The sequence below is a fragment of the Erwinia mallotivora genome, from assembly GCF_000590885.1.
GTDB lineage: Bacteria > Pseudomonadota > Gammaproteobacteria > Enterobacterales > Enterobacteriaceae > Erwinia > Erwinia mallotivora.
On record NZ_JFHN01000034.1, the window covers coordinates 87,085 to 112,062 of the forward strand.

General features: G+C 51.8%; 22 protein-coding genes. 7 read left to right on the plus strand and 15 right to left on the minus strand.

The window, feature by feature from the left end:
* Positions 1–51: 51 nt before the first annotated feature.
* The 4 genes from BG55_RS06280 to BG55_RS06290 form a co-directional block, all read right to left on the minus strand.
* Complete coding sequence (locus tag BG55_RS06280; RefSeq protein WP_034935595.1) at positions 52–1,332, minus strand: rhamnan synthesis F family protein; 1,281 nt, start codon at positions 1,330–1,332, stop codon at positions 52–54.
* A 1,019-nt stretch (positions 1,333–2,351) separates the two neighbouring features.
* Positions 2,352–2,501 carry a YmiA family putative membrane protein gene (locus tag BG55_RS23575; RefSeq protein ID WP_152542663.1) on the minus strand — a complete coding sequence of 50 codons (150 nt, stop codon included), beginning with the start codon at positions 2,499–2,501 and terminating at the stop codon, positions 2,352–2,354.
* 282 nt (positions 2,502–2,783) lie between these two features.
* Positions 2,784–4,178 (minus strand): GGDEF domain-containing protein, encoded by a 1,395-nt coding sequence (locus BG55_RS06285; protein WP_034935597.1) that lies wholly within the window; start codon positions 4,176–4,178, stop codon positions 2,784–2,786.
* A gap of 420 nt (positions 4,179–4,598) precedes the next feature.
* Positions 4,599–4,922, minus strand: a complete 324-nt coding sequence (locus BG55_RS06290) for a DUF6388 family protein (RefSeq protein ID WP_034935599.1) — start codon at positions 4,920–4,922, stop codon at positions 4,599–4,601.
* 139 nt (positions 4,923–5,061) lie between these two features.
* Here BG55_RS06290 and yedD point away from each other — a divergent pair, with 139 nt between their 5' ends.
* Positions 5,062–5,544, plus strand: coding sequence for a lipoprotein YedD (gene yedD / locus BG55_RS06295; RefSeq protein ID WP_034935601.1), 483 nt, complete (start codon positions 5,062–5,064; stop codon positions 5,542–5,544).
* A gap of 47 nt (positions 5,545–5,591) precedes the next feature.
* On the opposite strand, the gene amyA is transcribed toward yedD, so the two are convergent.
* From amyA to fliD, 4 genes are all read right to left on the minus strand, one after another.
* Complete coding sequence (amyA, locus tag BG55_RS06300) at positions 5,592–7,073, minus strand: alpha-amylase (RefSeq protein WP_034935604.1); 1,482 nt, start codon at positions 7,071–7,073, stop codon at positions 5,592–5,594.
* A 133-nt stretch (positions 7,074–7,206) separates the two neighbouring features.
* Complete coding sequence (gene fliT / locus BG55_RS06305) at positions 7,207–7,575, minus strand: flagella biosynthesis regulatory protein FliT (protein ID WP_034935607.1); 369 nt, start codon at positions 7,573–7,575, stop codon at positions 7,207–7,209.
* A complete protein-coding gene (gene fliS / locus BG55_RS06310; protein ID WP_034935608.1) occupies positions 7,576–7,983 on the minus strand; it encodes a flagellar export chaperone FliS in 408 nt (135 codons plus the stop codon).
* 9 nt (positions 7,984–7,992) lie between these two features.
* Positions 7,993–9,408: a flagellar filament capping protein FliD gene (gene fliD / locus BG55_RS06315; protein ID WP_034935612.1), complete on the minus strand. Its 1,416-nt coding sequence runs from the start codon at positions 9,406–9,408 to the stop codon at positions 7,993–7,995.
* 280 nt (positions 9,409–9,688) lie between these two features.
* Here fliD and BG55_RS06320 point away from each other — a divergent pair, with 280 nt between their 5' ends.
* Together BG55_RS06320 and BG55_RS06325 are read left to right on the plus strand one after the other, a co-directional pair.
* The gene (locus tag BG55_RS06320) at positions 9,689–10,972 is read left to right on the plus strand and encodes a FliC/FljB family flagellin (protein ID WP_034935614.1); all 1,284 of its coding nucleotides are present in this window, start codon (positions 9,689–9,691) and stop codon (positions 10,970–10,972) included.
* Between the two features lie 287 nt (positions 10,973–11,259).
* Positions 11,260–14,787 carry a glycosyltransferase gene (locus tag BG55_RS06325; protein WP_034935615.1) on the plus strand — a complete coding sequence of 1,176 codons (3,528 nt, stop codon included), beginning with the start codon at positions 11,260–11,262 and terminating at the stop codon, positions 14,785–14,787.
* Positions 14,788–14,977: 190 nt separating this feature from the next.
* On the opposite strand, the gene BG55_RS06330 is transcribed toward BG55_RS06325, so the two are convergent.
* From BG55_RS06330 to BG55_RS06360, 7 genes are all read right to left on the minus strand, one after another.
* Positions 14,978–15,703: a type III secretion system effector phosphothreonine lyase gene (locus BG55_RS06330; protein WP_034935617.1), complete on the minus strand. Its 726-nt coding sequence runs from the start codon at positions 15,701–15,703 to the stop codon at positions 14,978–14,980.
* Between the two features lie 380 nt (positions 15,704–16,083).
* Positions 16,084–17,133, minus strand: a complete 1,050-nt coding sequence (locus BG55_RS06335) for a class I SAM-dependent methyltransferase (protein ID WP_034935618.1) — start codon at positions 17,131–17,133, stop codon at positions 16,084–16,086.
* A gap of 10 nt (positions 17,134–17,143) precedes the next feature.
* Positions 17,144–17,977: an NAD-dependent epimerase/dehydratase family protein gene (locus tag BG55_RS06340; RefSeq protein WP_034935620.1), complete on the minus strand. Its 834-nt coding sequence runs from the start codon at positions 17,975–17,977 to the stop codon at positions 17,144–17,146.
* Between the two features lie 2 nt (positions 17,978–17,979).
* Positions 17,980–18,522, minus strand: a complete 543-nt coding sequence (rfbC, locus tag BG55_RS06345; protein ID WP_034935621.1) for a dTDP-4-dehydrorhamnose 3,5-epimerase — start codon at positions 18,520–18,522, stop codon at positions 17,980–17,982.
* Positions 18,519–19,616, minus strand: coding sequence for a CDP-glucose 4,6-dehydratase (gene rfbG / locus BG55_RS06350; RefSeq protein ID WP_152542665.1), 1,098 nt, complete (start codon positions 19,614–19,616; stop codon positions 18,519–18,521). Before rfbG ends, rfbC begins: the two co-directional genes overlap by 4 nt.
* Positions 19,601–20,371: a glucose-1-phosphate cytidylyltransferase gene (gene rfbF / locus BG55_RS06355; RefSeq protein ID WP_034935624.1), complete on the minus strand. Its 771-nt coding sequence runs from the start codon at positions 20,369–20,371 to the stop codon at positions 19,601–19,603. The genes rfbG and rfbF overlap by 16 nt, the downstream gene beginning before the upstream one ends.
* A 23-nt stretch (positions 20,372–20,394) precedes the next feature.
* Positions 20,395–21,201 (minus strand): hypothetical protein, encoded by an 807-nt coding sequence (locus tag BG55_RS06360; protein WP_034935627.1) that lies wholly within the window; start codon positions 21,199–21,201, stop codon positions 20,395–20,397.
* 295 nt (positions 21,202–21,496) lie between these two features.
* Between BG55_RS06360 and BG55_RS06365 the strand changes: the two genes are divergently transcribed.
* From BG55_RS06365 to BG55_RS06380, 4 genes are all read left to right on the plus strand, one after another.
* Positions 21,497–22,465: an HNH endonuclease signature motif containing protein gene (locus BG55_RS06365; RefSeq protein WP_034935629.1), complete on the plus strand. Its 969-nt coding sequence runs from the start codon at positions 21,497–21,499 to the stop codon at positions 22,463–22,465.
* Positions 22,466–22,608: 143 nt separating this feature from the next.
* Positions 22,609–23,331: an RNA polymerase sigma factor FliA gene (locus BG55_RS06370; protein WP_034935630.1), complete on the plus strand. Its 723-nt coding sequence runs from the start codon at positions 22,609–22,611 to the stop codon at positions 23,329–23,331.
* 43 nt (positions 23,332–23,374) lie between these two features.
* The gene (gene fliZ, locus BG55_RS06375; RefSeq protein ID WP_034935632.1) at positions 23,375–23,878 is read left to right on the plus strand and encodes a flagella biosynthesis regulatory protein FliZ; all 504 of its coding nucleotides are present in this window, start codon (positions 23,375–23,377) and stop codon (positions 23,876–23,878) included.
* An 89-nt stretch (positions 23,879–23,967) separates the two neighbouring features.
* Positions 23,968–24,954, plus strand: a complete 987-nt coding sequence (locus BG55_RS06380) for a D-cysteine desulfhydrase (protein WP_034935633.1) — start codon at positions 23,968–23,970, stop codon at positions 24,952–24,954.
* The last annotated feature ends 24 nt before the right edge of the window (positions 24,955–24,978 follow it).

Sequence of the window (24,978 nt, forward strand, 5' to 3'; positions counted from 1 at the left end):
GGTGATTCAGGCGGCTAAAGCAGGATGCGTCCTGCGTTAGCCGTTTGTCGGTTAAATATAGCCGTGTTTGAACGCCAGCTTTTTGAAACCAAAGTGGAAATTTTTTCCGGCGAGACGGGCAGCGATCATTTTTTTGAATTCTTCTGCTTCCTGCGGATCGGTAATCGATTCGGTGATCCTGATAATGTCATACATGCTGTAGGCGCAGCGGTACAGCAAATCAAGTTTGATTATCGGTAACCCAAGTTTCTTGAAAATCAGGCCATTGAGGTGGATCTGTGAACCCTGAGTTAACAGCTCGATACAGACGCTTTTTAACGCATTCAACAGCTCTTTTGTTGGCTCTGAGCCTGGCATTTTCAGGTAGTCGAGCCACTGCATAAAGCTGAGAAAATGGGCTCCGGTTTCTATCTCATCCTGATAATATTCTTCGTTGTGGTAGTAATCCTTGTTCTTCAGGATCAATATACCTTTCATATATTTCCTGAAGTAAGAGTCAATGACAACATTCTGGCAAAAGCGTTTATTCAGGCTGACAGCCGAGCCTGAAAAATCGTCACCGTCTCGCATCGACCTGATTAACTCGACCAGTCGGGGGGTGTCTGATGCCCATTTATCAATATACTGTGCGTTATATAAAGCAACACAGTCGTCATCGCCCAGACTGATTGACTTAAGTACTTTCGACAGACCCAACTCACCGGTTTTTATTATTTTCGGGCGAATATTGGTTTTCTTATAATCAGACCAGTACTGGATGAATTTTTTATTATTGATTATCGCACTGGAAAGACTGATGAAGAATGAGCCGAGATGTCTCTCGATGTCGTGATTCTCCGTAGCACCCAGCACATTTTTTTTTGTGGAAACCATTTCATCAATAAATTCATCCAGCCCATCGGTGCAGTAATAGACGCTGTCATTGCACATAATCAGGCGCTGGCACTGCTGGTGGAGATTTTCTTTATACAGGTAATTAAAACAGTCTTTATAACTGCCAAAATCGCGGCCAAGGTTATCTCTTTCGATATAAACATCAATAAGCTGGGATATTCTTTCTGCTTCTTCACGCACCAGCGATGAGGTGTTGGCAGCAATCACCATCGCCCCTTTTTTCTTCAGTGCGGAGAGAAATCTTTCAACGTCTTTTCTTAACAGTCCCTTTTCATACAGCGCCATAACCACGATCAGCTCTGAGGGGTGACTGTTTTCATTTACCACCACTAACTTGCTTTTAGTTCGGTAAGTTTCAGAAAGCGATCTGACGGTGAAGTGCGTATCCAGATAAAGTTTTACAGCCAGGTTTTTGGAAAGTGTTCTGACTCTTGGCATGTCCATGAATCCTTTTTAAGCAATGGCGCTTTATAGCATTTTTTTTATGTACCAGGCAAACGTTAACAGAGGAACAAATGCATATTGTAGCAAGCTTGTGAGAATTTCATCTAAAATTCGTTGTGCTTTTTTTTACCAGTGGATACAGACCTCTGCGGAAATTAAGAATTGCGATAAATAACTGGCACTGAACGCTCAGGGTGAGCATTGTGGATAATGATGACGACCCGCTGTTATTACTGCCCAGGAAATTCCAGCTTAGTACCGGATATTTCCATGAAGCCGTTGAGCTTTTTCTGATTAGCAGAAGAACTAACATGTTCACTAATGCCGACAGAGGATACAGAATAAAATCGGCCGGTCGATTTTATTCTGTAGTTCTGGTTGAAAAATGAACAAAATGTATGCGATGTCAGCGAGGCCCGCCGGGCACAGAACTTAACCGCACACTTAAAACTACTGCCCTACTAATTCTGCCACGAGGTATCATTTTACTCCTCAACGCTGTACCGGCTCACATTGTATTTCCCTTGTGTAATAATCACATTCAGTCAATGTAATCAACAGGACTATCCTGCGGGGCTGTTAGTCGTGGGGTAAGGCAGGGTGATTGCGGAAAGAATGAGTACATGTTGTCTTACCGCGGAAAAAAGTAGCAGACTACTATGGATGCGGGTGACCAGAGTAACCCTGCAACAAACCGTAGCTGCAGTTAGCGCTGAAAAAAATAAAATTATCAGTACCGGAGCAGATTTCACCTTGCAGCGTGATATCTCACAACAGCAAAGTCGGTAAGAAAATATATTCAGTTATTATATTGCTATAGCCAGCTGCCATTACAGGCTGCTGAAAAGTGATAAAAATATAATAGTATTAAATTACGCTGAGCCTGAGCTCAGTTCATACTTATCATCCCGAATGCCGTTTTCCTGTCAGGTGTAATTTTTTACAGAAACATCTGTAGCTAATTATTTGCAGGATGTCTTTCTCCGGGCAATTTTTTAAGGGAATGCTTCTGACTAAAATGTTATTAATGAAAAGCTCAGGGCTGACCAGAAAAACCCTGAAAACAAAAACACCGCCAGCCATGCACGGCGTTTGATATTAACCCGACATATTTTTTTAAAAAAATGAGAGTGAGTCTGATGGGCAGATAAGTTGATATTCATATTTATTTCGCCTCTTAACAGCTGAGAACAGGGAACAGGTGTTTTGCCGCTAAGGATAAATATAATCAGCCTCAGATAAATGAAGAATAAACGCGCTTTTTATTCGGGAAATTATCTGGTTATTTTTGACTCAAAACAAATATAGCGGCTGAATGTTTCTCATCAGTGTCTGATTGCTTTCTCTGCTGGCGTGAACCAGGCCGGGCGACCTGAGCGCTGACCGGCCATGCAGACGAAGCTGCCCCCCGCATTCCGGGGCTGAATCTGTAAGCGAGGGGTGATTTACAGCACAAACTGTGGGCTGACGCGATTTCTGCCGCTGCTTTTAGCAATGTAAAGCTGTTCATCTGCGGCGTTGATCGACTCATCCAGACTGCTGGCGTTGACGTTGTTCAGCATACTGATGCCGATACTGACCGTCACGCTCAGATCCTCACCGTTAAGTGTCAGTGAATGCTGGGCGATACTTTGCCGCAGGCGCTCCGCCAGCAGACAGGCGCGCGGTTGAGAAATCCCCTCGACCAGCACCAGAAACTCTTCACCGCCCATCCTGCTGATAATCGCGCTCTGTTGCAGGGACTGACGGATGCGTTCCACCGTTTTTGCCAACACATAATCCCCGGCGGCGTGACCCCAGCTGTCGTTGATTTTTTTAAAGTGGTCAATATCGATGATAAATATCGCGCCGTAAAATACGTCCGGACGGTCCCGACGAGCCATCATGGTGTCAAGCCGCGATGACAACCCGCTGCGGGTCAGCGCGCCGGTCAGAAAGTCATAATCAGCCCGCCGGGTAATGCGGGCGACCAGCTTCTTATTCGCCGTGGTGCTCAGCGCGACAATGAGCGGACTGATCGCCATCGCAGCCACCCCCAGACGAGCAGAGGCAATGCTGTCGAGACGGAATAGGTGGTCAGGGCCCTGAATCTCCAGCACATTGCCCGCCACCATCGCAATTTCGGTAATACCGGTCAGCATGGTCAACAGACAGGTCAGAAAGATGGGATAGCTGATAGCACACCACATTAATGCCGGGAGCGGAAACATCAGGCTGCCACCGCCGCCGATATGGATACCGGTCACGGTGGAGAGCGTCAGCATGACCACCGGCAGCAGCGGAGACGCTTTCAGTTCTGAGAGCAGCGGCCTGAGTTCATTGCGACGCGGCAGGGTAATGATCAGCGGCAGCAGCAGGATAGCCGTGGAAAACTGTTCGCAGAACCAGGCCAGCCACACGCTGAAAAAATCGTCATGAAAAGCAGGCTGGCGGGTATTACTGCTCAGACCGGCACAGACGGCGGCAGCAATCACGGTGGCCGGGAAAATGCGAATCAGCGCCCGCAGGCGGCGCGGATAGTGCTGCGTGAGATGCTTTGACAGCAGCAGCATCCATGCCGTGATAATAAACGCCATACTGGCGATATCAGATTGCAAAGCGGTCATTAAAGGTGAACCGCCCAGCACATCGCCCAGTACCAGACCAGGATAAATCGCTGGCAGAACAAAGCGGTAATTAAGCTGCGGAAAACGTACCAGTAATCCGGTGAGAATGGCATTGGCTGGCCAGAAAAGCGTGGGGGCAATATAAGCCTTGCTGTAATGACTGAAAGCAGTTAACGCGCAGGAGAGAAAAAAGAATAACAGGACCTGATCAAATTTATATTTATTTGGTTGCATGTTTTGCTCAAGGCTATTTTCGGGCAATAAGACACAGGCAGTCAGCGACAGGGCAGCGTTCTGAAGTGGTCCGACTGAACGCACAAATTTTGAGCGTTAAATAGTGATGGCATAACATACGTGAGCCGCACGAATAAAGCAATCGCCTGACTTTTTATCTTAAGTTGGCGGGGTCCGTCATTCAGGCTGTTGTTTTTTATCAAAAAAATCGCAGGGATTAATGATGGCCGCTGAACGGAAGAGCGCAGGTTCAGAGCGTCATCATCGACGAGGCAAAAAGTTTTTATTAGTACACGATAATCTGCTGCCGTTTTGTTGCAAAAGCGGGGTAGCGTTAACCATCGTGGCACGTCAGCATCAGGTATCCGGCGCTGATACCAGGCCTTTGCTCCTTACCGGGCGCAAGCTGGCCGTGTGGTTTTACAGATCGTTTTTAATACAAAACTCTTCCCAGCTCATGCCCAGTGCGGCTGCATGCTGATGCAGATAGGTTTCAATTGCCTCGGCAGCCACCGCTTTATCCGGCTCGGCCAGCTGGATGGCGAACAACATCCCGTCCAGTTTTTTCTCACGAACCCAGGCCGCCCAGGCGCGATCCTTCTGGAGCGCCTGCAACTGCGGCAGGCTCATACCCATCTGCTCCGCATCTGCCTCGCTGAGGCTGGCGATAGCTGCTTTAATCTCCGGACAGGCTTCAAGAAACAGGTCGGTGGCGATGGCGTAATACTCTTCGATGGTTTTCATAACAGGTCCGGCGATAAAAAAGAGGTGTCAGTTTACACGTAGCCCGATTGCGGTGAAATCACTTTGGCACACGGTGCAGCTTGCGATGGTGCAAAAGACATTATAAGTTAGCGCCTGGTCGATGAGTCAGGAACGGAATATGAAAAAGTGGATGTTAGCCGCTGCCGTAGCGGTGGTGCTGTCTGGCTGTGCCCGGATACCCAACTATCAGAGTGCAGTAAAGACCCCACCGCCGGTTGATCTGGTAGGTAACTGGCAAAGCATGGGGCCACAAAAGGGGTTGGTGAGTAAGGAAGCGACGGCCAGTTTGTTTATCAGTGCGTCGGGGGATACGCTGGATTGCCGCCAGTGGCAGCGCGTCATCGCCAAGCCCGGTAAGGTGACTCAGTTCAGCGGCGACTGGGTAAACGTAAACAATGAGGGAAGGGTGATGACGCTGGCGCTGAGCGGCCGTGAGCTGCACTACGACAAGCTGGTGCTGCAAAGGGTCAGTCAGCTTACGCCGGCGTGTCAGGATGCGCTGAAACAGCTGAGCAGCGAACCTGCGGCCCAGCCCGCAAAAAAAGCCGCCAGCAGTGGAAAATCACATCACAAATCCTCATACCGGGGCGGCAAGTTCTGACTTCCGCGTGAACTCCGTGCAGGGCAGTGACCTGCACGGGTGAATGCTTAATCCTCCAGTACCCAGACGCTGACGCTACCGGCATTACAGCGGAACAGCGCATTTCCCTCGTCATCAGAACTGACGCTCTCCTCGCGGTGTTGCAGATAATCGCGCCACTGCTTACCTGCAAAGTCCGCCCCCAGCGCCAGGGTCTTTTCCCCCTCATCGCCGTTGGACATGATAACCACACAGCCGGGATGCTCCTGCGTACCGCTGCGGGCAAAGGCAACGCAGTTAGCATGATCAAACCACTCTGTCTGCACGCCGTGAGCATAAAGCTGGCGGGCGCGAATCAGCGCTTCCAGTTCCGGAATCACGGGCATCTCAATACTGTATTTCTCGCCGTCGCCGCCTTCATCTTCGTAGCTGGCACCAAACAGATCCGGATAAAATATCGCCGGCACACCCTGTTCACGCAGCAGGATCAGCGCATAGGCCAGCGGTTTGAACCAGGGTTCGACCGGGGCTTCCAGCGACTGTAACGGCTGAGTGTCATGATTCGCCACGATAGTCACTGCATGCCAGGGGTCGTGCCCGACCAGCGTATCGTTGAAAATGGTGCTGAGGTCATAATCCGCACCCTCGCGGGAGGCGTTATGAAATTTCATCTGCAGGGGGGCATCAAACAGCATGGTTTTACCGTCCACCTGGTCAATATACTGTTGCAGTTTGTCAACTTCATGGGACCAGTACTCAGCAACAATAAACAATGGCTGTTCTGCTACCTGCTGAACATGGTCTATCCACTCTTTATAAAACCAGGCGGGAATGTGTTTTACCGCATCAAGGCGAAAGCCGGTGCAGGGGAGTTGCTCCATCATCCAGCGCGCCCAGTATTTCAGCTCTTCGGTTACCGCGTGATTGCGGAAGTCGATATTGGCACCCATCAGATAATCGAAGTTGCCCAGCTCATCGTCCACCTGGTCGTTCCATCCTTCGCCCGTGTAGTCATTGACGATTTTGAATACGCCGTTTTCATCAGGGTTTTCGATATGATCGACGCCGCTGAAGCATTTGAAGTCCCAGACAAACTGTGAATACTTGCCTTCACGCACCGGAAAGGTAAAACGGGTCCAGGCTTCGGCCTCCATCACCTCCGGGTCAATCTCCTCACGGTTGTCAGGATTAACCCGGTTCACCTGCACCGGCTCTTTTTCGTCTGCGCCCATTTTATGGTTCAGCACCACATCCATCACCACGCCCACCCCCGCTTCGCGCAGGGCATTGGCCGCAGCCAGCAACTGCTCTTTATCACCATATTTGGTGGCGCGGGAGCCTTTCTGATCGAACTCACCCAGATCAAACAGATCGTAGGTGTCATAACCCACCGAATAGCCGCCGGACTCGCCTTTATACGCCGGTGGCAGCCAGACATCGGTTATGCCGATTTCCGCCAGCCAGGCGGCACGTTCTGCGGCTTCCGGCCACAGTTTACTGCCATCGGGGTAATACCAGTGGAAGAATTGCAACAGCGTGGGGTTTTGCATCTCCGTGCTCCAGTTTTCAGCGGGTGAATCTGAAGTATGGAGCAGGCCGGGGAAAAAGCGCGGGCCGGCACAGATATTTTATACCGTGTGGGCCCGCCGGTGTTGATGGGTAACATTCATTCCACAGTGTCTGTCAGATACCGCCCGGTTCTTGTGGAAACAGCACCACTCCCTGTCCCCGGGTATAGGCTTTGTTAACGGACTTTTGCCGACTCGCCTGACCGATCAGTGATGAAAGTTCGGTCATCCTTGCTTGCAGCAGGCTTTTCACTTCAGCTTCATTATCCAGAATATGGCGCAGAACAGGACGTAACTGATCCTGAACGTGTGCCGGAACGGGGGTTTGCTTTGTGCTTTCCGCCAGTTTCTCTACCGCACTGACATAAACGACTTCCATTTCAATCAACTCTTCCCAGCTTCCCTCACTGGCAAGACGCAGCATCGTCTGACTGAGCACTAACAATTGTTGGTAAATGGTGAGCATGTGCGGCGCAATATTCATTTAAACGGCATCCTGAAGTGCAGTGGTTCCGGAAACTTCTTTCCAGGCGTCGGCAATGTTGCGCAGCAACGTTTCGACTTCCTGAATCGCTTCGCTGTCGTTGTGCAGATTAGCCTGTAACAGGCGATGCACCATATAGCGATATAAAGAGGCAAGATTATCAGCCAGTGCATCACCGCTGTTTTCATCCAGGCCTTTTCTCAGTCCATTTTCAATAATATTGATGGCTTTGGAGAGCGACTCTCCTTTACCGGCGATGTTGCCATCGAGCAAAAATAACCGGGCACGAACCAGGGCGCTGAGCGCCCCGTCAAACAGCAGTGTGACCAGTTGATCGGGGCTGGCGCTCATCACTGCGCTCTCCACCCCAATTTTTGCATAGGCTTTGGTCCCGCTTGCGCTATACATGTTGTCTCCTTATGACGATGATGAACTGCTTGATGAACTGGATGTACTGAACTGGGTGGTCAGATAGCTGCTGGTAGTATTAAGTTTGTTCATCAGCACATCTAACTGAGTAAACTGAGTTTTATAACGTGCCACCATGTCATCAATGCGCGTACTCTGCTTGTTATACTGCTCGGTCAGATTGTTTAGTGTCTTACTGACGCCATCAGTCGCAGCTTGCACAATGCCGGTCTTCGAAAGCCAGCTGGTGAGGTTGCTGGCAACAGTGGTGGCCACACCGGTTGTTTTACCATCACCGATGATCATCGCTTTCACACCATCCGCATCCTTACTCAGCGCACTGTCCAGCGTGGTGGAATCCACGGAAAGTTCGCCGCTGGTCGGGTCGGTTGTGATACCAATCTGCGACAGTGATTTGTAAGTGGAAGAGCTGGCGGCATTAGTCAGCAGGCCTTTCAGCTGTGACTGAATAGCACGCAGCGTACCATCACCGACCAGCGCACCATTGCTGGAGTCCTGAGCATCAGAACCTGCATCCACCGAGGTGTATTTGGTCAGGCTGGCAAACTGATCCTGTAAGGTATTGTAGGCTTTCACCCAGTCAGTGATAGCTGAAGAGGCACCGGAGGTATCTTTGGTAATGGTCAGTGTCTGATTACCTGAAGTCACGTCACTCAGGTTCAGGGTGATTCCTTCCAGCGCATCGCTGATGGTATTACTGCTGTTCTCGATGGCAACGTTATTCACCGTGAGCTTGGCGTTTTGTGCCGCGACGCTCTGGGTCATATTGCTGCTGGAGCTGCCATCGTAGGCCATGAAACTTTGCAGCGTGCTGTCACCGGTGACCGCAATGGTCATCGCATTATCCGAACCCGTGTCGTTGGAGGTCATTGACAGGCGATAGCTGCCGTCACCAGCTTTAATAATACTGGCGGTGATACCGGCATCGGCTTTGTTAATAGCATCGCGAATGCCGGTTAGCGAAGAGTTTGCCGCAGTCAGCGAAATATTGACCGCCGCTGAGCCATCCGCTTTCTTAATACTGATGGTGCTGTCAGAACTGGCGATGGCGGTGGAGTTAGTGGTCTGAACGCCAGAGGTCAGCGTTTGCGCGGTCGCCAGCTGAGTCACGCTGATGCTGTATTTACCGGCAATGGCACCGCTGGTAGTAGTGGCAGTAACTGAGCTGGTACTGCTGGTAGCTTTAGTAGAGGAAAACAGGTCAGCATTATTCAGCGTAGTGTTAGCCGTCTGAAAAGTAGTCAGTGCACTTTTCAGCGTTCCGTAAGCACTCAGCTTGGCAGTATAAGAAGACTGCTGGGTGGTAATCGGTTTTAAAGTGAGTTTCTCAGACGACTCGAGGTTGTCCAGGATAGTACTTAAATCAAGGCCCGAGCCGATTCCCAAGGTAGATATAGTCGTCATAAAGTTTCCTTCTGTAGTCAACACGGAGAGTGAACTACGTGGTTATCGGCCAGACACAGGGAAAGTTTACGAGTATTTGCGTAAGGGCAATGGCAAGAATAGCGATAAAGGAAAGGCGTATTTCGACGGGTAGGGGATGAAGAAAAAAAATTCGTCTGGCGCTAAAAAAATTCTAAAGGTTCCCAGGGGGCAGACGATAACTACATTGACGGCGATGAAGCCGGGGGGCAAACAAGCCCGACCAACTTAAACCCGATTCGATTTAACAGGAAACTTTATCATGGCACAAGTTATTAATACCAACAGCCTCTCGCTGATCACACAGAACAACATCAACAAAAACCAGTCTGCTCTGTCTACTTCTATTGAGCGTCTGTCATCTGGTCTGCGTATCAACAGCGCTAAAGATGACGCGGCTGGCGAAGCGATTGTTAACCGCTTCACTTCTAACATCAACGGCTTGACTCAGGCATCTCGTAACGCCAACGACGGCATCTCTGCTGCGCAGACCACTGAAGGCGCACTGTCTGAAATCAACAACAACTTACAGCGTGTTCGTGAACTGACCGTACAGGCACAGAACGGCACCAACTCTGATTCCGACCTGACTTCAATCCAGGACGAAATCAAATCCCGTCTGGACGAAATTGACCGTGTATCTGGTCAGACTCAGTTCAACGGCGTGAACGTGCTGGCTAAAGACGGCACCATGAAAATCCAGGTTGGTTCTAACGATGGCGAATCTATCTCTATCGACCTGCAGAAAATTGACTCTTCTACTCTGGGCCTGAAAGGCTTCTCTGTAGACAAAAATGCTCTGAGCCTGGGCGACTCTATCACTCAGGTAGGTTCTGCGGCTTCCGGCACCATGTCTACCGTTGACCTGAGCGATGTTGCTTCTGGTCTGGGTGTGGCAGCGTCTGGCCTGTCTCTGCACAACGTGCTGGACAAAAATGGTAACGCAACCAGCACCTACGTGGTTTCTTCTGGTAGCGACAACTACTCAGTGTCTGTGGGTTCAAGCGGTAAAGTTGAACTGAACAAAACTGAAGTTGACTACAGCGACAGCACCAACGGCGTCTCTTCTGGTGTGATGACCGGTCAGGCGATTAAAGTTGGCGCAGATGCCAGCGGTAACGCAGTCGGCTTCGTAACCGTACAGGGCAAAGACTACTCTGTAGCAGCAAGCGGCATTGCTAACGGCGGTGACACTGCGACTTCAGGCTCCAGCAACATTAACGATATCTCTAACACCGGTAACACCAGCCTGTACACTGGTACTTCAACCTCTGACCCGCTGGCGCTGCTGGACAAAGCGATTGCACAGGTTGATAAGTTCCGTTCAAGCCTGGGTGCGGTACAAAACCGGTTGGATTCCGCTATCACCAACCTGAGCAACACCACGACTAACCTGTCAGAAGCACAGTCTCGTATCCAGGATGCGGACTACGCGACGGAAGTGTCGAATCTGTCTAAAGCACAGATTATTCAGCAGGCAGGTAACTCCGTGTTGGCGAAAGCTAACCAGGTTCCACAGCAGGTTCTGTCTCTGCTGCAAGGCTAATAACCTTCCGCAAATACCCGCCTGATGACCGGCGGGTAATGCTGGCGACAGGCCCGGAAAACCATCGGCTGAATCTGTTCAGATCGACTGGCTCCGGGCCTTTTTTATTGTCCCGGTCAGACCGGCTTTTATCCCGCTGCGGCAGCAGTCTGAACAGAGGGATTAAACCGCTTTTACCCCCTTCCTCTGGCGATTGAATTTGGCTTTTGTCGCTAAGATTAACCCTATCATTGACTCCCAAACCCTTATCTTTACTGGGATTGCAGATTCCCCGGAGCAGACCAGCCATGTCCAGGCCAGCCTTAGTCAGCATCATTATTATCGCGCGTATTCCCACCTTTTTTGAACAGGCGTTGCAAAGCGCGCTGGCTCAGGATTATGCGCAGTGTGAAATTCTCATTGCTGACTGTAGCAGTGAGAATTTCATCGAAAAAATTGCCGAACCTTACCTTAATCAGCCCGGCCATCTGGTGCGAATGTATAAGCATCCGAAAGAGCAGGAAGGGGTGTTCGAATACGCCGTGCAGCAGGCGCAGGGGGAGTACATAAAGTTCCTCGCCGACGCTGACTGGCTGGCCGCCGATGCCCTGAGCAAACTGCTTGCCACCATGCACAATAACCCCCAGGTATCGGTGGCGGCGTCCCGCCGGGTGCGCAGTGACTGCCTGAATGTACTTCAGCCGGATATTCTTTCCAATTCTTCGCTGGTCCATACTGACTGCCTGATTAACGGTGAAGATCTGCTACGTTTCCAGTGCACACTGAGATTTAATGTGATGGGTGAAATGAGCGTGGCGCTGTTCCGGCGCGAAGATTTACTCTCACTGATTGACCAGCACGGCTCACTCTTTGCCATCAATAACGAGAATATGCTGGAAGTGGAAGCGCTGGTGCTCTATGGCCGGTTACTGCCTGGCAAACTGTTGGGCTGGGTGAATTCACCCCTGTGCACGATTCGCATCTCCAATGTTTATCAGCAGCCGGGGCAGCGCGACAACGAAGACACCGTGGTGGCCAACCGGGAGAAAGTCTTTCACTTTCTTCGCCACCAGAGCTGGTTCGGTCATTATCAGAAAGCCGAAAATATGGTGCGCGTTGCGCCACTCAACGCCCCGGACACCTTCGAATACCAGAACTTCAGCCAGCAGCATTACAACAACTTCATTCAGTCGGAGCTGAACGGCTGGCTGGCACAGCGTCAACTGCGGCCTTTCGAGCAGGCGTATATCGCCGGGCTTGCGGCAGAACGGGGCGGCCCGGTCAGCGTTGGCGTGGTGATCACCGCCATTGGGATCTCTGCCGACAGGTTGACGCTGACGCTGGCAAGCCTGACGGCGGCGGATAACCGTATCATCCGCCTTACGCCAGTGGTTATCGGCAACAGTGACAGCGTGCCTGACGGCGTCAGTGCCCATCCGGCCACGGCAGACAATCGTTTGCAGGTGATTAATCAGATGCTCACCGGCCGCGATGAAGAGTGGTACATTTTTGTTGATGCCGGCAGCACCTTTCTGCCTTCCGGAATGAGCGCACTGGCTACCTCTCTGCCGCAGGCGGGAAATGCTCTTGCGCTGTATGCCGATGAATTTTTCGCTATCGACGGCGATCCTGGCGGCGTGGCATTCCGGCCCGATTTCAATCTGGATCTGTTCCTCAGCGCGCCGAAAACCATGGCTCAGCACTGGTTGTACCGGCGTGAACTGCTGGCGGCCGCAGAAGGTTTTGACCTTGCTTATCCTTCCTCCTGTGAGTTTGACCTGGTAACCAAACTGATTGAAAGCCAGGGGTTCGGGGTGATTGGACATCTGGCTGAACCGCTGCTGATGACCACCCTTAACCGGCGTGAAGTGGCGGAAGATGCAGAAATTTTACGACGCCATCTGACCAATCGCGGTTATCCGCAGGGTGAGGTGGCAATGGATAAATTCGGTAATTATCGTCTGCGCTATCAACACGGCCACCAGCCGCTGGTTTCTCTGGTTATCCTCGCCAACTGGCACCTGCCGTCGCTGATTGCCTGCGTCACCACCCTGCTGGAAAAGACCACCTATCTGAATTATGAAATGATCATCGTGGCGGATAATCAGCAAAGTCCTGAGCGGGAGAACTGGTTAAGCAGCATCGCCAGCGTCGATCCGAACAGGATCAAAGTGATGCATTATCCGGGCAACTGGCAACATGCCGGGATGGTCAATCTGGCCGCCACTCTGGCACGGGGGGAATATCTGGCCCTGTTGCACTGCGAGCTGGCGGTGATGGATGGCGAATGGCTGGACAATATGCTGAACCATGCGCAACGTCCGGAGGTGGGCGTCGTTGGCGGCAAGCAGCTCAATACACAAAATCGCGTGCGTCATGCCGGTTATCTGCTGGGGATGAACGGCGCGGTGGGCGATGCGTTTCGTGGTATGCCTGACGACCAGGCCAGCTATCTGGGACGACTGCATATCGATCAAAATTACAGTGCGGTATCCGGCGATTTTATGCTGCTGCGCCGCGAGGTTTATGATGCCATCGGTGGCTTCGACACCGGCAGCCAGCTGTATGATGACGTGGATTTCTGCCTGCGCGCCCGTGAACAGGGCTACCTGACGGTGTGGACGCCTTATGCCCGCATCCTGCGTCCGGCGGCTCGTCAGCAACCCTTCCAGGGCGAAGACAGCCAGACGGTAAAAACGCTCAGGCAGGATGAGGAAACCTGGCTTTACCGGCGCTGGTTGCCGGTAATCGCCAACGATCCGGCGTTTAATGCCAACCTGTCGCTGAAGAGCCGCCAGTTCGATGTTAACAGCGACAGTGCGCTGTGCTGGTCACCGGTGACGCGCCCCGGACTGCCGGTGATAATGGCGAATCATGCGGATTCCGCCGGCTGTGGACACTATCGCATTATCGGGCCATTCAGGGCGATGGAAGAGGAGGGCATTGCCGGAGGTAAGCTGCACAATCGCCTGCTTACCATCGCGGAAATTGCTCAGCACAAACCGGACAGCCTGATCATCCAGCGGCGTTACTCCGATATTTTCCAGAACTGGATGGCACCGGTAGTGGCGGCAACCGATCTCTTCCGGGTCTACGAGCTGGATGACTATATTCTGAATGTGCCGTTGAAAAATCATCACCACAAAGATTTCAAACAGGACATGTGGAAAAAAATGCGTAAAAGCCTCGGCTTCTTCGACCGCTTTGTGGTGTCCACCGAACCGCTGGCCGAAGCCTTTAAAGGGATGCATGACAATATTGTGGTAGTGAATAACCGCCTGCCGGTGCACTGGTGGGGAAATCTGCAAAGTCAGCGTGGCACGGGCAGGAAACCTCGCGTGGGCTGGGCGGGCGGCTCCAGTCATACCGGCGATCTGGAGATGATTGCTGACGTGGTTAAAGAGTTTGCTAATGAGGTGGAATGGGTATTTATGGGGATGTGTCCGCACAAGCTGCGTCCTTATATCCATGAACTGCATTATGGCGTGGATATTGAAATTTATCCGGCCACGCTGGCCGCGCTCAATCTGGATTTAGCCCTGGCACCGGTGGAAGACAACATTTTTAACGCCTGCAAAAGTAACCTGCGGCTGATGGAATACGGTGCCTGCGGCGTGCCGGTGATCTGTAGTGACGTGGCCTGTTATCGCGGCGATCTGCCGGTTACCCGCGTGCGTAACCGCTTCAAAGACTGGTGTGACGCCATCCGTAAACATCTGAACGATGCGGACGCCAGCGCCAGAATGGGCGACGAGCTTCAGGCAAGATTGCGCCGTGACTGGATGCTGAACGGCGACAATGTTGCGCAGTGGCTGAAGGCGTGGACCGCAGACTGAGTTGATACAATTCTGTCATCAGCATAGGGGCGTTGCTACATGCTGCCTCTAAGCAGACCACCTTTGGCCTGCTTAGAGGCGCCGGTCTGGTTACTCAGTTTCGCCACAGGGGAAAAGGCTGTTAATCTGACGCGTTCTTCGTTGTGGAAACGACGACCAGCCGGAAAAATCGACTTTGCGTTATCGTTATTTACTCCGTCATCAAACGATAAAACGGTTCCTCGCGTAAAGCCTGGCTCTGCATTTCACTACCCTCACGCCCGCTTCGTAACTCATTACGATAACTGAGATATTTCCATTTTTCAGGCTGAACGTCTGACTCAGGATGCTGTCCGGGAATAACCCTATTTTCGGATAGTATGGATTCCACACGCTCTGTAAATTGCCGTGTAATGTGGAGCAAAGATGCACTGTAATGCGAATTTTTCTGATCTGGTTTTACATACAATGTGAACTCAGCCCCCACGCTCACTCGGCATTGTTGATCGGCCCGTTCCATATCTGTCACCTTCCACTTATCTATCGGACTGTCCTTTGAAAACAGCAGTTCGGAAAGAGCCTGATATGCTTGCGGCACCTGCTCCCCGAGCACACTGATGTGGAACTTGTCCCCGGAAAACTCGCCTTTACAATGAGGCGTTTCTCGACGTGCATGGATGAAAACATCGTCAGCGTGGTTATTTAGCTGAAAACCCTCGCTCAAAGTAAAGAAGCCACACTTACGCAGCCCTGAGTAGTCTGGCGCATCCAGTGCCGCGCTGAACTGAGGTATCGGCATCTGCTGCATTTGGTTGTGCAGTCTGTAAAAGTTGTTTTTCAGGTCGTCATACGTGGAGGGTACCAGTGGCCCTTCATTAATTGGCCTGTCATTCACAAGAGGGAAGTTTAGCTTAAGACTGAGTTTATTAATGGGCATGGGAAAACTCTTTTGCAATATGGGAAAACCCGATTGTCAGGTATTAATCCTCAGCTTGCTGTCGTAAAACGATTATTTATGCGAAAAAGCTGTCTTTTTATCGGGCGACAAAACGCTGATCTGTTTTGAATTTTATATGATTTATCTACCCGGCAAGCGGTGGCGGTCAACGGCATTGCAGGCATTTCGTTCCGTTGCGGTCAGATAATTAAAGGACGCTAATGGCAAAAGTGTTGATGCACGACCTGGCGTGCCTCAGGTACAGGATGAAGGATAAATCTGATGTCAGGGCGCAGAATCGCCGTCAGGGCTACCCAATAAAACAATCCATCTGTATCGCAGATGGATTGTCAGAGAGGCAGCAGGGAGAAGAGCCGCGATCAGTCAAGGGTAATATAATTAAACCGATGCCCGGTCATCTGTTTTATCTCGGCCAGATAGCCCGAATTCATCACGTAAATATTGTCATTATCCGCAAGCTCAGGCAGCACCTCATCGGGGGATTGCACCTGGATGCCGGTTGCGGCTAAAAAACGATGTTGTTTTTGTGGATTGATATCAATGACGTGGTCAACGCGCAATCCCATCCAGGCAAGGTTCATGGCAAAAATAACCCCTTTGGATGCGCCACCCCACAGGACAATCTTCTTACTGCGGTCAACTTTGTCACTGATCAACTGCTCAACCGGGAAGCGGATGGCCGCATCACTGTTTTCCTGCTCCGGGCTGTCCCGCAGATCGGAGAGATTAGCAATCAGATAAATATACTGGTCGTTAAAAACATAGCCGCCATCGATAATTTTACTGAACAGCCGTTTAAAATCATTCAGGCGAAAATAGTTAACGTGCTCGTAAAAAATATCGTACCAGGCATTGTTGGCCATAATCCATTCAAACGCCGGGACTTCGATATATATTTTACAGTGCTCAGGGGCGGCCTTTTTCAGAAAATGCAGGAAGTCAGCCGGATCTTTAATATGCTCCAGCACATGACGCAGAATAATGCCATCACAGGAAACCGGCGTGTCACGGGTGAAATACTCCGGGCGGATTTTAGGGTTGTCGCCACTGTAAGTGGGATCAAAACCGGTTATCTCCACGCCTTTCTCGCTGAGCATATCGAGGAACAACCCTTTACCACAGCCGATCTCGACGATATTTTTCTTTCCCATCGCGGCAATAATCCGTCCGGCAACATCATGTAAATGCTGCGAGAAGGCCTGACTCAGCCCCTGCTCATTGTGATAGTCCTTATCGTACTGCACTCTCGATTCATCAAACTGCCGGTTAAAAATAATCCCGGTACGGGGATCGGTAGCCAGATCGATATCACCTTTCGGGCAGTTCACCGCCTCATGATGAGAGTTGTACATCTTGTTCTGAAATATCGGATAGTTTTCACGATAAAAGAGTGATTCAGCTGAGCTCATGATGGTTCTCTCATAAATTGCACACGCCCACTATTTTCAGGGGGGTGCTGGCGGAAGGCGTGACTTCACCCAGTTGCAGCAGGTGAGTGGCGTTATAACGGGCGGCAATCTTCAGCGCGAGATCTTTTAACGTGGTGTTATCACCGGAACAGACGTTAAATACACCGGCATGTAATGCCATAACATTATTAATAATTTTCTCTGCCGCAATATCGACATCCAGATAATCCCGTACCAGGTTAGCCTGCTTTAAAACGGCGGGCTGATGACTGCTTAGCATCGATGTCAGATAAGGCACCAGCCGCGCTGCTTTTTCACCCGCACCGTACAGATAGAACAGGCGATACCAGCCGAATGCCGTCGGGCTGTTTCTGAACAGTTCGCTCAGCAGATGAAAAGTGGCGACTTTGCAGGCGGCATACAGCGAACGGGGAGCAAGAGGCGTCTCCACGCTAAGATAATCATTGCCGTGCTGATATTCAAAGCAGGTGCCAATTCCGGCGAAATAGCCTACCCCGGCGGCCACGCAGGCCTGTGCCAGCACCACCGTTCCGTTCAGGCAGGCAATATTTTGCTCAGACGTCAGATAATCCTGCGGATCGACATACCAGGCGCTGTGAATCACTGTATCAATGCCGTTAAGGCGCGCTTGCCACCACGACTGATCCTTGTCAAAGATGGAGTCGGTGACTACCACCTGATGCAAATTTTGCTGTGCAGGCAGGGTGTTGCGGCTCTCTTCGCGGCAGATAACGGTGATGGAAAGATCATCATTATTTGCCAGCTGCCGCAACAGCGCCTGTCCGACAAAACCGCTGGCACCGGTAAGGAGAATATTCTGCATCTTCAGCGCGCCTGATTAAGCTGAAAGTCAGCGTTAGCACGATCTTTATCGCTGATGATGTCAGGCTGAAGCGGCCAGTCGATGGCAAACGCCGGATCGTCCCAGCGGTAACCCCGTTCATGGCCGGGTGCATATTCGTGCGACACCTGGTAGAGCAAATCGCTGTTCTCTTCGAGAGTGATAAAGCCATGGGCGCAGCCACGCGGAATATAAAACGCATTCTGCTGCCCGGCGCTCAGTTCAATGCCGTGCCAGCGCAGAAAAGAGGGCGAGTCAGGACGCAAATCCACCGCCACATCGAAAATACGACCGCTCACCGCCCTGACCAGTTTCACCTCGCTCTGTTCGCCAGTTTGCAGATGCAGGCCGCGCAACGTGGCTTTGTGTCGGTTTCTCGACAGGTTGCACTGCACGAAGGTGGTTTCCAGACCATGAGCGGCAAAGGTCCGCTGACAGAAAGTGCGGGTGAACGAACCGCGCGGGTCAACAAAGGGCGTTGCTTCAATATGCCATGCACCGATAATCGGCGTTTCAGTCATTTTCATTGCGCTGTCTCCTGTTGTTCCCTCACCTGGCTTTCATAATCGGCAATTTGTTGCAGACTGAACGCGGCCATATCGGTGGCGGTGCGACTGGCCTGATACCACTCGCTGGTTAATCGCAGGGTCTGGCTGATATCCAGTGCCGGAAACCAGTGCAGGGTTTCACGCGCCCGTGAGGAGTTGAGCGAAAGGTGCAGAGCCTCTCTGTTTTGCGGCGCAACCGCCAGTGACGCGGGTGCCCGATCGTTTTCCGCAAAAGCCGATAAGCGCCGCAGCAGTTCCCGGACGGTAATGGTGTTGTGGCTGTCCGGGCCAAAATTCAGTGCGGTCACAGAGGACTGGCTTTCCCGGCAGAGATATTCAGCATAAAGAAGATAGCCGCGCAGCGACTCCAGCACATGCTGCCAGGGACGAACCGCATCCGGATAACGCACGTTAAAAGGCTGACCGCTGTTAACGGCGCGAAAATAGTCCGGCACCAGACAATCGTCAGACCAGTCTCCGCCGCCGATAACATTCCCGGCACGCGCGGTGGCCAGCACAATGCCCTGTTTACGGAAATAGCTTTCGCGGTAAGAGGTGCACAGCAGTTCGGTCATCGCTTTGGAGGCGCTGTAAGGATCGTTGCCGCCGAGCGCATCCGTCTCCGCAAAGGCATTATCGGGCGCATCGCTGTTGGCATAGACCTTATCCGTGGTGATGACGACCACCGTTTTAATACTTTGCGACTGACGAATGGCCTGAAGCAGATTCAGGGTGCCGTTGACGTTGCTGGTGAAGGTGTTGAGCGGATCAACATAGGAGGCATTCACCAGCGGCTGGGCTGCGAGGTGAAAAACAATCTCTGCGGCGCTGTGCAGGATAATTGTCTCCAGCGCCTGCCCGTCGCGAATATCAACCAGATGCTCTTTGATGGCACTGCGGAAATCCACGGCATGATAGTGCGAACCAGGCCGGTCGTCTGGCAGGGAAACCCCCTCGACAACCGCGCCCATTTTTAACAGCCACAGCGTCAGCCATGACCCTTTAAAGCCGGTGTGGCCGGTAATCAGAACTTTTTTTCCGTGCCAGAAAGCTGGGGTTACCATATTTTCCATGGTGCCTCACCGCTCTGCCACAGGTCTTCCAGCAGCATTTTTTCCCGCAGGGTGTCCATCGGCTGCCAGAAGCCATCGTGCATAAATCCGGCCAGCTGGCCGCTTCGCGCCAGTTGTTCAAGCGGGCCGGTTTCCCACACGGTGCTGTCATTTTCCACCAGATCCAGTACGGAAGGCTCCAGAATAAAGAAACCGCCGTTGATTCTGGCTGAATGATCGACGGGCTTTTCGGCGAAATCGGTAATGCGGTAGCCATCGGAATGAATGGTGCCGAAGCGGGCGGGCGGCACCACAGTACACATGGTGGCCTGAAGACCATGAGAACGATGAAAATCAAGTTCTTCGGTAATGTTAATATCGCCGAGGCCGTCACCGTAGGTCATCATAAACGGCTCATTGGGATCGAGATATTCTTTGATCCGTTTGAGTCTGCCGCCGGTCATCGAGCTATTACCGGTATCAACCAGCGTCACTTTCCAGTCCGGTGCGGAGCCGTGATGGTATTCAACGTGGTTATTTAACAAATCAACGGTAATATCATTATGATGCAGCACGATATTGGCAAAATACTCTTTCAGTAAATAGCCCTTATAGCCGACGCAAACAATAAAATCTTTAAAGCCGTGATGCGCATAGATACTCATGATGTGCCAGATAATCGGCTTATCACCAATTTCAACCAGCGGTTTTGGACGTATTACCGTTTCTTCCGAAAGACGGGAACCCAGACCACCCGCTAAAATAACAACTTTCATCGTATTATCCTTGTGAGCAGGAATTAAGTACCACGGGCGTACATACCATTTTGCGTGACGGTGTGTACGGTGCCAAACAGGCCCATTGGCAGATTATTGTTGTGCGCGGCGCTCAGCTCTTTTAATAACAGATAGCTGCCGAGTCTCTCCTGACAGAAAGCCACCGCTCGCTTCTGGTACGGGTCGGTCTGATCGTAAGGTGTGAAGTTTTCAACAAAAGCCAGTGAGACAGATTGCAGACGTTCAAATGCCGACTGCCACCAGACCGCAGGATAGGTGCCCAGCTCGATGCCGCCAATAATCAGGTGGGCACAGTTCAGGAACAGGAAGCTGTCCTGTTCAGATATCACCCCCAAATCCACGGCCAGCGCGGTATATTTCAGCAGGTCGCTGACATGGTGAAAGGCAATATATTGCTGGAATAAATTACCCAACTGCATGGGCCTGGAAACGATATATTGATGGCCTTCCGCAAGATGGGGAATAATCGGCTTCTCAGAGGCCTCTTTAATCCCCACGTCATGGGTTCCGCCGTAATCAATCGAGGGTGCGCCGTAATTTTCACGGGTCACGAATTTGCGGTATTGCCAGATAGTCAGACTGCCTTCATTCAACTTCATTTCAGCGGCAATATTGCGGATCACCATCGGACCAATCGCACCGGAAAGCTGTTTATGCAACTCGACAGCATTATCGATAAATTCATAACCGGGAATAATATGCAGACCCTGAGTGTTTTCAGGCATCACAGCATTAAGCCAGACGATACTGGCATCAGCAGGAAGGTGATAGCAGGGCAAATCCTGATGACAGATAATAAAAGTTTTCATGAAATGTTCCGAAGGGGAATGCCTGGAGCAATGCTAGCGCAGGGCTTATCTTTCAATTAAAAGAATAAACGCATTTTTATACTGTTTATCGGCGTCAGGGCGCAGCTTCAGGATGCGTTTTTCATAAAAAACAAATTCTTCGCCCGCTTCGCTGTAAAGCTTTACAGAAACCTTACGGATTGCCGATAACAGCTGATGTAGCCGCCGTTGAGTGTTCAGAGCCTGATGGCACGGGCTGTTAATTCACGCCATGCCGTGCATGGCATGAAACCTTTACCTTCCGGAGTGTCGTACGATGCGCTTCAATTATGATTTGTTACCCGGAGAACTGCTGTCGTTTGATGAAATCAGCGAACGCTACAGTCAGCGCTACCCTGACGATAAGTCGTTAACCAGTCGCGGCCTGCTCAGTCCGTCCACGTCCAGTAAAAACCGGACTATCCGCGCCGTTTTTGCCAGCAAAGACAGCCAGATCCCGATGGAGGATCTGCTGTTTATTGCCAACGATAATGAAAGAAAAAATTATCTGTCACGCTTTGAGCACTACTTACTGCATCAGGAAAGTTTTCTCTATTTTCGTCGTCCGGCAGAACCGGCCCCGTGGAATACCTGGAAAGTGATGGGTGAGAGCAAAGTACTGGCGATGCTCGATCCGGCGTCGATTATGGCGCAAAGCCTGATGCAGCAGCGCGGCTATACGCTGGCGTTGTTGCGCACCGAGGAAGAGGAGGAGTACTGGCAACTGTATGACCGCCAGTCAAAACCCTGCTTTGAATACTCGCGCCAATTGCAGTTTATCGTGGTACTGACTTCGCCGCTGTTACCGCCTGCGGGCGGGGTAATACAAGGCACGCAGGTGGGGCGGCGGGTGAAGGCCAGGCTGTGGCAAAAGGCCAGTCAGCAGGAGTTCAGCAGTTCGGTGCGCGAGCGCTACGGGGCCTGCGTCATCACCGGCACGCTGCTCGGTGAGGAAAACAACTGGCCGTGGGTGGAAGCCTGCCATATCGACATGCGCGAGAATGAGCAGGGTTTCCTGCTGGATAACCATACTGATAACGGCCTGTTTTTGCGCAGTGACTTACAGCGACTGTTTATCAGCCGCCGGTTAACCATTGATGCAGAGAGCGGGGTGGTGCGATTTCGTACTGCGTTGCCGGAAGATCAGGCGCTGGCTGCCTTTTATCAGGCGCTGGAAGGAAAAGTCTGTGCGCTATGGTCACAGGTGCCGCAGGCCACGCGCGCGCGGTTGCATCAATTCCGCTAAACGGTCAGCGGGCGACGAATAACGGCCTGCCCGCTGGCACAAAATTGAAATAACCTGCCTTTTTTACCGTTATTCCGCCAATCAATCTTCTCTACAGAAACCGATAATCGTGCCGATAACTTAACTAACGCAGGATAGTCAGAGTGAACGATCTATATACCGCCGGTGGCGTGATGGATAAAAACTCGCTGTGGCAGAGATATGTGCCACTGGTGCGCCATGAAGCGCTGCGCTTACAGGTCAGGTTGCCTGCCAGCGTCGAACTTGATGACCTGTTACAGGCAGGGGGCATTGGCTTGTTGAACGCCGTGGAGCGCTACGATGCGCTTCAGGGAACGGCGTTTACCACCTATGCCGTGCAACGTATCCGTGGCGCCATGCTTGATGAATTGCGCAGCCGCGACTGGGCACCACGTAGCGTAAGGCGTAATGCGCGTGAAGTGGCTGCTGCAATGCATCAGGTCGAGCAGGCGTTAGGACGTTCTGCCACCGAACAGGAAGTGGCGGCGCAGCTGGACGTATCTCTGGAAGAGTACCGGCAGATCCTGCTGGATACCAACAACAGCCAGCTGTTTTCTTACGATGAATTTCGTGAGGAACACGGTGACAGCGCGGAGCTGGTGACGGAAGGGCATGAAGAGGCCAATCCGCTGCATCAGCTGATGGAAGGGAATCTGCGTGAACGCGTCATTGAAGCGATCGAGGCTCTGCCCGAACGCGAGAAAATGGTGCTGACACTTTATTACCAGGAGGAGCTGAACCTGAAAGAGATTGGCGCAGTGCTGGAGGTCGGGGAATCCCGTGTCAGCCAGCTGCACAGTCAGGCGATAAAACGCCTGCGCACCCGATTAACGGCAGCGCGCTAAAGGAGTCAGTTTTGCATTTTTAACAGCAATCGGGGACTCCATAATGGGATCCAAAACCAAACTCAGGCCGTTGAGCCGCTATTTAAAAGACTATAAACACAGCCAGAGTAACTGCTCGCATTGCAGCAAAGTGCTGGACCGCATGGCGCTGGTCTTTCGCGGACAAATCATTAATAAAGAAGCCATTGCCCGGATGGACCAGCTCATAGACGATCAGGTCTGGTTAAAACTTCAGAATGAACTGACAGCCCTGTGCCGGTTTTGCAGCGATATTTATTGCAACACCCACCCGAATTATTTCGACATTATGGCGTTTAAGCAGTATCTGTTTGAGCAAACAGAAATGAGTCACAGCACCATTCGCGAATATGTTGTTCGCCTGCGTCGTCTCGACGATATGCTCTCGGCTCGAAATTTCCCGGCGGAAAAACTACAAGGCACCAGCTGGCACGCCTGTCTGGAAAATGATCTGCCGGATGCCGGTAATAACAATTACCGTATTGCGCTGCGTAAATATGACCAGTTTTTAGGCTGGCAGCGAAATTAGTTGCTGGCTTCAGACCTTTTCAGGTTACCTGCCTGTCTTATTCTGTAAAACTGTAAGGACAACTGACTGCGCCTGTTCAGGAGGCTATCTTGTCCTTACATCTTCTTAATGCTTTTCCCCGTCTGGAACTGCTGGGTTCACCCACGCCGCTGGAACATCTGCCCCGTCTTTCTGACTACATGGGGCGGGATATTTTTATTAAACGTGACGATTTCACCCCGCTAGGCTTGGGCGGTAATAAGCTGCGCAAGCTGGAGTTTCTGGCGGCAGATGCCCTGCGACAGGGCGCGGACCTGCTACTGACGGCCGGCGCAATTCAGTCGAACCATGTGCGACAGACCGCCGCCGTGGCGGCTAAGCTGGGACTGAAATGTGTGGCGTTGCTGGAAAATCCCACGGGCACCAGTGCCGAAAACTACCTGTCGAATGGCAATCGTCTGCTGCTTGAGCTGATGGACGCTGAAGTGGTGATGGTCGATGCGCTGGAGCATCCCACCGAACAGCTGGAAGAGCAGGCCGAACGACTGGAGGCGCAGGGTTTTCGTCCTTACATCGTTCCGGTTGGCGGCTCCAGTGCGCCTGGGGCGCTGGGCTATGTTGAATGTGCGCAGGAGATAGCACACCAGAGCGAGGGCGTCGTGGATTTTGCGGCGGTGGTGGTCGCCTCCGGCAGTGCCGGAACCCATGCCGGACTGGCGGTGGGACTGGAACAGTTACTGCCGGGGACCGAACTGGTGGGCGTCACCGTCTCCCGCAAGGTGGAGGAACAGCGGCCTAAGGTGGTGGATATCCGCGACAGGCTCGCTTCGTTGCTGGAACTGACCGCCACGGCACCGGTGGTGCTGTGGGATGACTATTTCGCGCCAGGTTATGGTCAGCCCAATCCCGAGGCGAACGAGGCGATTCGTTTGCTGGCGAGGCTGGAAGGGATCTTTCTTGACCCGGTCTATACTGGTAAAGCAATGGCCGGTTTACTGGACGGTATCAGTCAGAATCGCTTTCGCCGTCAGGGGCCGATTGTTTTTGTCCACACCGGCGGTACGCCTGCGCTGTTTGCTTATCACCCTTTGTTCTGAATTAGTTCAGATTGTTCTTAACAC